At 75.0% G+C, this 12,278-nt stretch carries 9 protein-coding genes; 3 read left to right on the forward strand and 6 right to left on the reverse strand.

Features of this window, described 5'->3' with window-relative positions; genetic code table 11:
* Positions 1-96 precede the first annotated feature (96 nt).
* Genes AC060L_RS19200 through AC060L_RS19215 form a run of 4 tightly spaced genes read right to left on the reverse strand, consistent with a single transcriptional unit; the run spans position 97 to position 3,734 of the window.
* Entirely contained in the window at positions 97-945 is an 849-nt protein-coding gene (locus AC060L_RS19200; protein ID WP_483800017.1) for a 1,4-dihydroxy-6-naphtoate synthase, read from the reverse strand.
* Positions 938-1,630 carry a futalosine hydrolase gene (locus AC060L_RS19205; RefSeq protein WP_483800132.1) on the reverse strand — a complete coding sequence of 231 codons (693 nt, stop codon included), beginning with the start codon at positions 1,628-1,630 and terminating at the stop codon, positions 938-940. The genes AC060L_RS19200 and AC060L_RS19205 overlap by 8 nt, the downstream gene beginning before the upstream one ends.
* Before the next feature lie 5 nt (positions 1,631-1,635).
* The gene (locus AC060L_RS19210) at positions 1,636-2,265 is read right to left on the reverse strand and encodes a hypothetical protein (RefSeq protein WP_483800018.1); all 630 of its coding nucleotides are present in this window, start codon (positions 2,263-2,265) and stop codon (positions 1,636-1,638) included.
* A 26-nt stretch (positions 2,266-2,291) separates the two neighbouring features.
* Entirely contained in the window at positions 2,292-3,734 is a 1,443-nt protein-coding gene (locus AC060L_RS19215) for an MFS transporter (protein ID WP_483800133.1), read from the reverse strand.
* Positions 3,735-4,404: 670 nt separating this feature from the next.
* Here AC060L_RS19215 and AC060L_RS19220 point away from each other — a divergent pair.
* The 3 genes from AC060L_RS19220 to AC060L_RS19230 all read left to right on the forward strand — a co-directional run bounded on the left by AC060L_RS19220 (position 4,405) and on the right by AC060L_RS19230 (position 9,346).
* Positions 4,405-5,283 carry a DUF3027 domain-containing protein gene (locus AC060L_RS19220; RefSeq protein ID WP_483800019.1) on the forward strand — a complete coding sequence of 293 codons (879 nt, stop codon included), beginning with the start codon at positions 4,405-4,407 and terminating at the stop codon, positions 5,281-5,283.
* A 166-nt stretch (positions 5,284-5,449) separates the two neighbouring features.
* Positions 5,450-8,767, forward strand: coding sequence for a sacsin N-terminal ATP-binding-like domain-containing protein (locus AC060L_RS19225; protein ID WP_483800020.1), 3,318 nt, complete (start codon positions 5,450-5,452; stop codon positions 8,765-8,767).
* Between the two features lie 18 nt (positions 8,768-8,785).
* Positions 8,786-9,346 (forward strand): flavodoxin family protein, encoded by a 561-nt coding sequence (locus AC060L_RS19230; protein WP_483800021.1) that lies wholly within the window; start codon positions 8,786-8,788, stop codon positions 9,344-9,346.
* On the opposite strand, the gene AC060L_RS19235 is transcribed toward AC060L_RS19230, so the two are convergent.
* Complete coding sequence (locus AC060L_RS19235; RefSeq protein WP_483800022.1) at positions 9,339-11,885, reverse strand: HAD-IC family P-type ATPase; 2,547 nt, start codon at positions 11,883-11,885, stop codon at positions 9,339-9,341. The two genes, AC060L_RS19230 and AC060L_RS19235, sit on opposite strands and share 8 nt — an antisense overlap.
* Before the next feature lie 123 nt (positions 11,886-12,008).
* Entirely contained in the window at positions 12,009-12,263 is a 255-nt protein-coding gene (locus AC060L_RS19240; RefSeq protein ID WP_483800023.1) for a DUF2530 domain-containing protein, read from the reverse strand.
* Positions 12,264-12,278: the final 15 nt, after the last annotated feature.

Genomic DNA, 12,278 nt, shown 5'->3' on the forward strand with positions numbered 1-12,278 from the left:
GATTCTCGACGCCAGCCAGCCGGCCGCCACCGCCCACAGTGTAGCCCTCGCCGTCGGGTTCGGTGCCTACGGGGTCGGTGCCTACGGCTTAGGTGGTTACGGGAAGGCCAGCGCGTCCTCGGCGATCGCCGGGACCAGGCCCTCGGCGGCCGCCCGGGTCAGCAGCCCGCGCACGGCCGCGTAGCCGTCCGGACCGAGGTCGGCGGTGAACTCGTTGACGTACAGGCCGATGTGCTGATCGGCGACGCCCGGGTCCATCTCCTGCGAGTGCGCCAGCACGTACTCCCGCGAGGCCGCCGGGTCGGCCCAGGCCGCCTCGACCGAGCCGCGGATCGCCGCCGCCAGCTCGCGCAGCCGGGTCGCGCCGAGCGAGCGCTTGGCGATGATCGCGCCGAGCGGGATCGGCAGGCCGGTCTCGCCCTCCCAAGCCTCGCCCATGTCGGCGAGCTTGGTCAGGCCGTACTGCTGGTACGTGAAGCGCGCCTCGTGGATCACCAGGCCGGCGTCCACCCGGCCGTCCCGCACCGCGGGCATGATCTCGTGGAACGGCAGCACCACGATCTTCCCCAGCCCGCCCGGCACGGCCTTCGCCGCCCAGAGCCGGAACAGCAGGTACGCGGTCGAGCGCTCGCTGGGCACCGCGACGGTCCGGCCGCTGAGGTCGGCCGGCGTCTCCGGCCTGGTCAGCACGAGCGGGCCGCAGCCGCGGCCGAGCGCGCCGCCGCAGGGCAGCAGCGCGTACTCGTCCAGCACCCAGGGCAGCGCGCCGTAGCTGATCTTGAGAACGTCCAGTTCTCCGCGCTCGGCCAGGCCGTTCGTGATGTCGATGTCCGCGAACGTCACCTGCGGCACGTCGGCGCCCGGCACCAGGCCGTGCGCCCAGGCGTGGAAGACGAAGGTGTCGTTCGGGCAGGGCGAGTACGCGATCCGCAGCGGCTCAGCCATGGGTGGCCTCCTCGATGAGTGTGTCGTACGGCAGTGCGGCGAAGGCGCGTTCCAGCGCGCCGAGCGCCTCACCGATGCGCCAGGCGGCCCGGTCGCGCGGGCCGACGGCGTTGGAGACGGTGCGCAGTTCGCCGAACGGCACGGCGAGCCGGGCGGCCGCCTCGGCGACGCCGTAGCCCTCCATGGCCTCGGCCACCGCGCCCGGGTGGCGGGCTGTCAGCTCGGCGGCCCGCTCGGCGCTGCCGGTCACCGTGTGGACGGTGAGCACCGGGCCGACGGTGGCGCCGGTGGCCGCGGCGAGCCGCGCGGTCAGCGCGGCGGGCGGGGTGTGCCGGACGCTGCCGAAGCCGAGCTCGGCGACGTCCCGGAAGCCGTCGGGGGTCTCGGCGCCCAGATCGGCGGCGAGCACCGCGTCCGCGACGACGGTGGCGCCGATCGGCGCGTGCGGCGCGAAGCCGCCGGCGATCCCGGCCGAGAGCACCAGTGGCGGGCGGCGGGCGGCGAGCGCGAAGGCGGTCGCGGCGGTCGCGGCGGCCACCCCGACGCCCGCGGTCAGCACCTCGACCCGGCCGGCCGGCGCGCCGCGCAGCACCGCCTCGGCCTCGGCCGAAACGGCGACGACGACGAGCAGCCGACCGCTGAGGGGCTCAGCGGTCGGGCGCTCGTCGTCGCCGTTGCGTGGCAGTGGGGTCACTGGCCCTGGGACGGGTCCTGGCCCTGCGGCTGGCCGCCGCCCTGCTGCTGCTGGGCGCCGCCCTGGGAGGCGTCCTGCGAACCCGCCGGGGCAGCCGGGAGGGCGTCGTTGCGCAGGTTCAGGAACCAGACCGCGATGATGCCGGGCTGCGCCGTGTTGGAGGTCTTCGGGTCGAACTCGATGATGGTCAGCGTGGTGTCGCGCGACTGGGTCAGCACGTTCGCAGCCGGGATCAGGCCGGAGAAGGTGGTGTCCTTCTGGTACGACACCAGCGAGGTGGTGCCCTGGGCGCCGCCACCGTTGGTGTAGGCGCGCCAGCCGTTCTTGGCGCCGTTCACGTCGATGCCGACGCCGATCCGGTCGCTGCTCTGGATCGAGAGCGACGGGAACGCGCTGGTCTGCAGGGACTTGGCCTGGCAGGCCTTGTTCGCCGCGTCGTCGAGCGGGGCGCCGCCGTTGTAGCAGCTCGGCTCGAAGTTCTGCGACGAGCGGCCGATGGTGACGGTCGCCTTGGAGCTGACCGGCGCGTTCTGGCTGGAGGCGTAGGCGATGGATCCGCCGAGCGTCCCGGCGCCGATCACGACCACGGCGCCGAGACCGGCGATGACACGGGTGCTGAGGCTCATGGACGAAGGCTATCCAACTCTGCCGATCACGCGACGCGGGGGTGCGGTGCGCCGCCGCGCGCCCCCAGACGGATCAGCGCGAGCACCGTCCAGAGCAGTGCCACGCCGAGCAGCGCGGCCGCGATGGAGAGGCCGAGCGTGCCGTTCAGCGGCAGCAGGATGCCGAGCGCGCCGCCGCCCACCCAGGCGAGCTGCATCAGCGTCTCCGAACGGGCGAAGGTGGAGGTGCGCACCGCCTCCGGCACGTCGCGCTGGATCAGTGAGTCCAGCGCCAGCTTGGCCAGCGAGGCGGCGATGCCGGCGACCGCGGCCACCACCATCACCGTCACCAGGCTGTACCAGAGCGCGCTGGCCACGGCGGCCGCCGTGGCCAGCAGCAGCATCACCGTGATGGTGGCCTCCGAGTTGCGGCTGCGCAGCCAGGAGCCGAAGACCGAGCCGAGCGCGTTACCGCCGCCGGCGGCGAGCGCGAGCAGGCCCAGGCCCACGGTCGGCGCCACCCCGCCGACCGGGTCCACCCGGATCAGGAAGGCCAGGAAGAGCGTCAGGAAGCCGGAGAGCCCGCGCAGCGCCGCGACCGCCCGCAGGCCCAGGACCACCGCCGGGCCGACCGTGCGCAGGCTGGCCTTGACCTTGGGCGCCGGCGCCTCGGGGCCGTCGGCCGGGAGCGGCGCGCCGGTCGTGGCCGTGCTCGCGGTCGTGGCCGTCGTGCCCGTCGTGGTCGTCGCTGACCGGGCTGCGGCCGGGGCCGGCGGTCGGCCCGGGTCCGGGCTGGCGTGCAGCACCGCGCGCTGCTCGCCCTTGGCCGAGTCCACCTGGTGCGGCAGGTGGAACGCCATCAGGGTGCCGATCACGAAGACCAGGAAGGCGCCGCGCAGCGGCCAGCCGGGGCCGATCAGGTGCAGCAGCCCGCCCACCCCGGCGGCCACGCCGGTGGCCAGCAGGCCGGCCAGGGTGACCCGGGAGTTCGCCTTCACCAGCGTGATCCGGGCCGGTTTGAGCCGGGGCACCACGACGGAGCGCACCACGCCGTACGCCTTGGAGGCGACCAGGCAGCCGAGCGCCTCGGGGTAGAGCGCGAGGTTGCCGTCGGCGATCGAGCTCGCCATCGTCCAGGCGAGCACCGCGCGGGCCAGCATCGACATCGCCATCGCGGCCCGGCGGCCGTGCGGCACCCGGTCCAGCAGCGGGCCGATCACCGGGGCGAGCAGCGCGAACGGGGCCATTGTGACGACCAGGTAGAGCGCCACCCGGCCGCGCGCCTCGGTGGTCGGCACCGAGAAGAAGATGGTCGAGGCGAGCGCGATGGTGATCAGCATGTCGCCGAAGGAGTTCAGCGCGTGCAGCTCGATCAGTTTGGCCAGGCCGGACTCGCCGGCGCCCTCGGCCGAGGTGGCCTTGCGGATGCGCCGCCCTGTGCCGTGCACCACTCGGCCGGTGCCCAGGCCGACCGCGGAGGCACCGCGGATCAGCGGATTGCGCCGGGCGGGTGTCTCGGGGAGCTCGGCCGTTTCGTCGAGCGTTTCGTCGGGCGTCTTGTCGACTGTCTCGTCGGCTGTCCCGTCGGGCGAATCGTCGTCGAGCCGGTCGGTGGTGCCCGGTCCGGGCAGCCCGGACCCGTCCTCCTGCGGTGGGCCCGTGGCGTCCACCTGGGGGACCGAGAGCTGTTGTCGCGGGACGGGGACCGGCTCCGCCTGCTGCGACGGTTGTTCTTCCGTCACGTACGCAATCCTGCCTGACAATCGCGTCCACGACGAGGGATTGCGGCTCACTCGGCGCGGCCGCTGCGGGCCGGACAGGCCCGAATCGCCCGGCCGGGAGGGGCGCGATGGTTGACAGCGGCCTGCCGGGCTGTCGCCGGGACCGGGACGACGGGTAGCCTGCACTACGCGTATGCGCTCCCGTCGGAGCTCGCGGGGGCCCTACGGCCTCGCCCGACGGCGGCGCGGCCGGTCCACGGAGCGCCCCCGGTCGCGCAGAATAGGGGGCGGTACCACGAGCAAATGCGGTACCGGCGGTTCGTTCGAACGACGCGAGGCCCCGAGGCCGGCGGCGTCGTTCCGGACCGGCCCGGCCGAGCCACCGGGCGCTAGGCTGCAGGTAATAGGACTGGAGAGAACCGACGCCGTGAGTGCTGCGATGCGAAGCCGTACCCCCGACCGGCTCTGTGCCGAGGCCGTCGAACTCGCCAGGCAGGCAGCGGTGCAGGCGGTCGGCGCGGAGGCCGTCGGCGAGCACATGGGCGCCAAGGCCGAGGGCGAGCGGGTGGTCACCCACACCTTCGAGTGCCTGGACGCCGCCTACCGCGGCTGGCACTGGGCGGTGACCGTGGCGCGCGCGCCACGCGCCAAGATCGTCACGCTGGACGAGACCGTGCTGCTGCCCGGCCCCGACGCCGTACTGGCGCCGCAGTGGGTGCCGTGGAGCGAGCGGCTGCGTCCGGGTGACCTGGGCCCGGGCGACCTGCTGCCCACCGACGCCGACGACCTGCGCCTGGAGCCCGGCTGGACCGGTGAGGACGAGCCGGCGCCGAACTCCGCCGTCTTCGACGGCGAGGAGGAGCTGGAGCTCACCGACCCGCACGTGCAGCCGGCCCCGGCCCGCGCACAGATCGGCGCGGTCGCCGAGGAGCTGGGCATGTCCCGCCCCCGGGTGCTCTCCCGGCTCGGCCTGCACCTGGCCGCCGACCGCTGGGAGAAGGCGCACGGCGCCCAGACCCCGATGGCGCAGTCGGCGCCCGCCTCCTGCACCAGCTGCGGGTTCCTGATCGCGATCGGCGGCTCGCTGGGCCAGGCCTTCGGCATCTGCGGCAACGAGTACGGTCCGGCGGACGGCCAGATCGTCTCGCTCGCCTACGGCTGCGGCGGTCACTCCGAGGCCGCGGTGCTGCCGGCCCCGCCGGTGCCGGCCGAGCTGATCCTGGACGAGCTGGTGGTCGAGCCGATGCAGCTGCACCCCGACCGGGCCGGCGGTTCGGTCGAGCCGGACGCCCCGGCCGAGGAGCTGGGCCACTCCTGAGCTCCGCCCATGACGCCGGCTCCTGACCGCCTTCCGGCGGCCGGAGTGCGACACCCTGACGGCTGCCCGCCGGCCCCCCGCTCCGGGGTGGTCGGCGGGCAGTCGCACACGAGGGAGAATGCCCCCAAGGATCTCGTGTGACGGACGGGGAAGGCGGCGGGTCCAAGTGGAGCCTCGCATCATCGGCAGCGGCGGCGACGAGCAGGGCACCGACCCGCTGGGGACGGCTGAGCTGCGGCGCCGGGTGCTGGACGCCTGGGCGGATTCGCCCGCGCGGCTGCGCGAAGACGCCAACGCCGAGGAGGAACTGGCGCTCGGCGGCTACCGCGACCGGCTGGTCGTCGAGCTGGCGCAGAACGCCGCCGACGCCGCCGCCCGGGCCGGCCGGGGCCTGGGGCGCCTGCGGCTGACGCTGCGTGACGGGGTGCTCGCCGCCGCCAACACCGGGGCGCCGCTGGACGCCGCCGCGGTCGAGTCGCTGGCCACGCTGCGCGCCTCCTCGAAGCGGGCCGACGTGATCCCGACCGTCGGGCGCTTCGGCGTCGGCTTCGCCGCCGTGCTGGCGGTCAGCGACGAGCCGGCGATCCTCTCGGGCCCTGGCGGGGTGCGCTTCTCGCTCGCCGAGGCACGGGCGATGACCGAGCAGCGGGCCGCCGAACAGCCCGCACTGGCAGAGGAGTTGCGCCGCCGCGACGGCCACCTGCCGTTGCTCCGGCTGCCGCTGCCGGCCGAGGGCGAGCCGCCGGCCGGCTACGACACCGTGGTGCTGCTGCCGCTGCGTGACGCGGCCGCGGCCGACCTCGCCCGCCGGCTGCTGGAGGGCGTGGACGACGCGCTGCTGCTCACCCTGCCGGGTCTGGCCGAGGTGGTCGTGGAGCTGCCGGACGGCCGGATCCGCACGCTGACCCGCTCGGCGGCCGAGCGCGACGAGGACGGCCTGGGCACCGTCGTGCTCACCGACAGCTCGCCGGCCACCGACGTGCGGTCGAGCTGGCAGACCGTCACCACGACCGGCACGCTGCCGCCGGAGCTGCTGGCGGACCGTCCGGTCGAGGAGCGGGCCCGCCCGTACTGGACCGTCACCTGGGCCGTTCCGGTCTCGGCGGCCGGCACCCCGCAGCCGCTCCCGGTGGCGCCGGTGCTGCACGCGCCGACCCCGAGCGAGGAGCCGCTGGGCGTGCCCGCGCTGCTGATCGCCTCGTACCCGCTGGACTCGACCCGCCGGCACGTCGCGCCCGGGCCGCTCACCGACTACCTGACCGAGCGCGCCGCCGATGCCTACGCGGACCTGCTGCGCGCCCGCGGCGCCGACCTCGGCTCGCTCGCGCTGGTCCCCGGCCCGCTCGGCCAGGGCGCGCTGGACAACGCGCTGCGCACCGCGATCCTCTCCCGGCTGCCCGGCACGGCGTTCCTGCCGCACCCGGCCGCGGTCGAGGAGGGCACCCCGGCGCTGCGCCCGCGCGACGCCACGCTGCTGGAGGGCGCGGACTCCTCGGTGATCGAGGCGCTGGCCCCGGTCTTCCCCGGCCTGCTGCCGGCCGGTCTGGAGCGGCGCGCCGAGCTGCGCGCGCTCCAGGTGCGCCGGATCCCGCTGGCCGAGGTGGTGGACCAGCTCGGCGGTCTGGACCGCGAGCCGGCCTGGTGGCGCAGCCTGTACGGAGCGCTGGCCGGCGCCGACCCGGAGGCGCTCGGCGCGCTGCCGGTGCCGCTGGCCACCGGGCGCACCGTGACCGGGCCGCGCCGGGTGCTGCTGCCCTCGGACGCCGGCGACTGGGCGGGCTTCCCCGGCTACCCCGAGTCGCTGGCCGAGGCGCTGGACCTGCTGGATCTGCGCCTCGCCCACCCGGACGCCGCGCATCCGCTGCTGGCCAAGCTCGGCGCCGCGACCGCGACCCCGGTCGGCGTGCTGCAGACGCCTGAGGTGCGGGCCGCGGTGGCCCGTTCGCTGGACGTCGGCGAGGAGGACTTCGAGGCCGCCGCCGAGCTGGCCGACGCGGTGCTCGCGCTGGTCCGGGCCGCCGAGGCGAAGCCCGGCGACCACCCGTGGCTGGCCCGGCTCGCGCTGCCGGACGACGAGGGCGAGCTGGCCCGGGCCGGCGAGCTGGTCCTGCCGGACAGCGTGCTGGCGCGGCTGGCCCGCCCCGAGGACGCGCCGTTCGTCGATGAGGACCTGGTCGAGCGCTGGGGCGGCGAGGTGCTCGCGGCGGCCGGCGTGCTGAGCGAGTTCGTGCTGGTCTGCGCGCAGGACGCGGTGCTCGACCCGGACGACATGGAGCGGCTCGACCCGACCGTCTCCGCCGACCGCGCGGTGGGCGGCACCCCGACCGGGCTGCTGGACGAGGCTCCGGACGGTCTGGCGGACTGGTGCGAGGAGGCGCTGGAGACGCTGCACGCGGACGATGCCGACGAGGTCGGCGTGCCCCCGGTGGCCGCCGAGCTGCTCGTGGTGCGCGACCTGGACCTGGTCGATGACGACGCCTGGCCGCAGGCGCTCGCGCTGCTGGCCCGTCCGCCGTACCGCGACGCGGTGGTCACGCCGGTCCGGGCGCTGCTGCCGGACGGCAGCTACGCCGACCTGCCGCCGTACACCGCCTGGTGGCTGCGCGACCACCCGGTGCTGGACGGCCGCGAGCCGGCCGGCCTGCGGGCGGCCGGCGCCGACCCGCTGCTGCGCGGCCTCTACGACGAGGCGCGCACCACGCTGGACGAGGAGTTCCTGCACGCCCTCGGGGTGCGCACCACGCTCGCCGCGCTGCTCGCCGAGCCGCACGGCCCGGACGAGCTGCTGGACCGGCTGACCGACCCGGTCAGCGATGTGGCGCACCGCCAACTGCACGGCATCTACACGGCGTTGGCCTCGGCATCGGAGGACGTCGAGCCGCTGGACGTGGTCCGCGCGCTGCCGCCGCTGGACGAGGAGACCGGGCGGCGCCCCGGGCACACCGTCGTGGTGGACGCGACCGAGGCGGTGGTGGCCGACGCACCCGACCTGGTGCAGCTGCTGCACTCCTACCCGCTGCTGCCGGTCGCGCCGGCGCTGGCCCCCGCGCTGGCCGAGCGGCTGCACGTCTCGCTGGCCAGCGAGATCGCCGGCGGGCGGGTGCTCTCGGAGGGCGCGCTGCACCGGGTGCCGGCGTTCGTGCGGGAGCTGCTGCCCGGCTGCCCGGCCGCGTACGAGGAGCACGAGGAGCTGCTGGTGGTCGGCCCGGACGGCGAGGAAGCGGCCGTGGACTGGCGCTGGGACACCTCGGCGCCGACCCCCGAGCTGCCGTACGACCCGCAGGCGGTCGAAGAGGCGGACGAGGCCGACGAGTTCGAGGTCCCGCCGGTTCCCGGCCTGCTGCACGCCGCGACGCCGGAGGGCCTGGCGGCCGGACTGGCCTGGTCGGTCGGGCAGTGGCACCGGCGGTTCGAGGTGCTGGCCGCGCTCACCGAGCCGGACCGTGCCTACGAGCTCTCGGCCGCCCGCGACTTCGAGGGCTGAGCTCGCTAGGCTGATTTCATGATCGACACGGCCGAGCGCAGCTTCCTGTTCCTGCTGGCGAGTTCCCGACTCGACGGCAACACCGAACTCCTCGCCCGGCGGGCCGCCGAACAGCTGCCCGCCGGGACCGAGCAGCGCTGGCTGCGGCTCAGCGAGCTGCCGCTGCCGCCGTTCGTGGACCGCCGGCACGACGGCGACGGTGTCTACCCGCAGCCGTCGGGCAACGAGCAGCTGCTGCTGGAGGCCACCCAGGCCGCGACCGACCTGGTGATCGCCTCGCCGCTGTACTGGTACAGCCTCTCGGCCGATGCCAAGCTCTACCTCGACTACTGGGCCGGCTGGATGCGGGTGCCGGGCGCCGACTTCAAGCCGCGGATGGCCGGCAAGACGATCTGGTCGGTCACCGCGCTCGCCACCGAGGACCACCGGGCGGCCGATCCGCTGGTCGGCACGGTGCGGCTGAGCGGCGAGTACATGGGCATGCGCTGGGGCGGCGCGCTGCTCGGCTACGCGAACCGGCCGGGGCAGGTCAGCGAGGACACCGGGGCGCTGGACCGGGCCAGGACCTTCTTCAACTAGGGCCTCCGGTAGTGGCCGGCTCCGGGGCGTCCGGGCCGCGCTGGACGAAGTACCAGCTCAGTTCGAGCAGCAGCCCGGCCACCACCGCGATCGCCACGCCCGTCCACGGGTCCTGGAAGCCGACCAGCTTGAGCTGGAAGAAGTCCGAGAGCCACGGCACCAGCAGCACCAGCGCGAAGGCCCCGCACATGGTGGCGATCAGCAGCAGCCGCCACCAGCTGTACGGGCGGGCCACGATGGCCAGCACCCACATCGCCACGATGAAGAGCGTCAGGGTGGCCACGCTGGTGTCGGCCTTCAGGTCGGTCGCGTGGTCGGCCCGGGCCAGCGCGTACGCGGTGAAGGTGGCCGCCCCGGCGATCACCCCGCCCGGGATGGCGAGGCGCAGCACCCGCCGGACGAAGCCGGGCCGGGCCCGTTCGCTGTTCGGCGCGAGCGCCAGGAAGAACGCCGGGATCCCGATGGTCAGCGCGCTCAGCACGGTGGAGTGCCGGGGCAGGAACGGGTACGGCACCTGGGTGAAGACCACCAGCATGGCGAGCAGCACCGAGTAGACCGTCTTCACCAGGAAGAGCCCGGCCACCCGCTCGATGTTGCCGATCACCCGGCGGCCCTCGGCCACCACCGAGGGCAGCGTGGCGAAGCTGTCGTTCAGCAGCACGATCTGCGCGACCGCCCTGGTCGCCTCGCTGCCCGAGCCCATCGCGACGCCGATGTCGGCGTCCTTGAGCGCGAGCACGTCGTTGACGCCGTCGCCGGTCATCGCGACCGTGTGGCCGCGCGACTGCAGCGCGCCGACCAGCTCGCGCTTCTGCTGCGGCGTCACCCGGCCGAAGACCGTGGTCCGCTGGGCGGTGTCGGCGAGCTGCTCGGGGTCGGTGGGCAGCGAACGGGCGTCCAGCGGGTGCTCGGCGCCGGGCAGCTCCAGGCCCGCCGCGACGGCGCCGACCGAGACGGCGCTGTCGCCGGAGATCACCTTCGCCTGCACCTGCTGGTCGGCGAAGTAGCGCAGCGTGGCGGCGGCGTCCGCGCGGACCCGCTGCTGCAGCACCACCAGCGCGAGCGGCTGGAGGGCCTTCGCCGGGTCCGGGGCGTCGATGGCGACCGGGGAGCGGCCGAGCAGCAGCACCCGCAGGCCCTGCGCGCCGAGCCGGTCCACCTCGCCGAGCGCCGGGTGCTCCGGAGCGAGCAGCACGTCCGGCGCGCCGAGCAGCCAGCTCGCCTCGGCGCCCGAGGGCTCCAGCAGCTGGACGCCGCTCCACTTGCGGGCCGAGGAGAACGGCACCGCCTCGATCACCCGCCAGTTGCCCTGGGCCTCCTGCCGCTGCGCCTCGGCGCCGAACGCGTCGATGATCGCCTGCATGCTCGGGTTCGGGCGGGCGTCGGCGCCGGCCATCACACCGAGGGCCTGCTCGATGACCGACCGGTCGGCCAGGATGTGCCGGACCGTCGGCGGGCCCTGGGCCGGCGTGTTCGGGGCCGGCGCGGTCGGGGCGCCGTCGGCGAGCGGGGTCGGCGAGCCGTCCAGGGTGCGCAGCTCCAGCACGTCCATGCCGCCCTCGGTGAGCGTGCCGGTCTTGTCCAGGCAGACCGTGTCCACCCGGGCCAGCCCCTCGATCGCCGGCAGCTCCTGCACCAGGCACTGCTTGCGGCCGAGCCGGACCACGCCGATCGCGAAGGCCACCGAGGTCAGCAGGACCAGGCCCTCCGGCACCATCGGCACGATCCCGGCCACCGTGCGGCGCACCGCCTCGCGCCAGTCGTTGTGCTCGACCGTCCACTGACTGATCACCAGGCCGATCGCGGTCGGGATCAGCAGGTAGGTGATGAACCGCAGGATGGTGTCGATGCCGGAGCGCAGCTCCGACTTCACCAGCGTGAACCGGCTGGCCTCCTCGGCCAGCTGCGCCGCGTACGCCTCGCGGCCGACCCGGGTGGCGGTGAACGCGCCGGCGCCGGCGACCACGAAGCTGCCGGACATCACGGCGTCGCCCGGGTGCTTGAACACCGGATCGGGCTCGCCGGTGAGCAGCGACTCGTCGATCTCCAGGCCGTCCGCCTCGGTGACCTCGCCGTCCACGATCACCTTGTCGCCGATGCCGAGCAGCACGGTGTCGTCCAGCACGATCCCGGCGACCGCGACCGACACCACCTGGCCGTCGCGCCGCACCTCGGGGCGGGCCTCGCCGATCAGCGCCAGGCTGTCCAGCGTCCGCTTGGCGCGCACCTCCTGGATGATGCCGATCGCCGTGTTGGCGACGATCACCAGGCCGAACAGGCCGTCCTGGATCGGGCCGACGACCAGGATCACGGCGAAGAGCACGCCGATGATCGCGTTGAACCGGGTGAAGACGTTGGCCCGGACGATCTCCCCGACCGACCGGCTGGAGCGCGCCGGGACGTCGTTGACCAGCCCGCGCTCGACGCGCTCGGCGACCTCGGTGCTGCTCAGCCCCTGCCTGCGGCCGTGCCCGGGACCGCAGGCGTGCGCGCCTTCGGCGGGTGCGGGCGGACCGGTCTCGGGCGCGGGGTGCGTCATGGCACCGACTCTACGGGGGCGAAATGTCCGGTGCGTGGTACTGAAGGCGGATATCGGGCCGACCGGGTGGGGGTCTGGTGGGGGTGCGCGCTCGCCGCTGAGCTGGGCTGACCTGAGCCGGGCTCAGCTACCGGAGGCGACCCGGTCGCGCTCGATCGCCGCCCGGCGGGCCCGGGTGTACCAGAGCCCGATCAGCCCGAGCAGGCTGCCGGCGAGGCAGATCCACGGCCAGTTGCCGTGCCCGTGCGCGGAGAGCGTGCCGTGGAAGGCGAGCGTCACCAGGAAGCCCACGAACCACAGCGCCGTGCCGCCGCCGACGATCGCGACGTCGTTGGCTTCCAGCGGCGGGGGAGAGGGGCGCAGCGGGGTCTTCGGCATGAGGGAAAGCGTACG

It is taken from the genome of Kitasatospora sp. NEAU-69, from assembly GCF_057158765.1.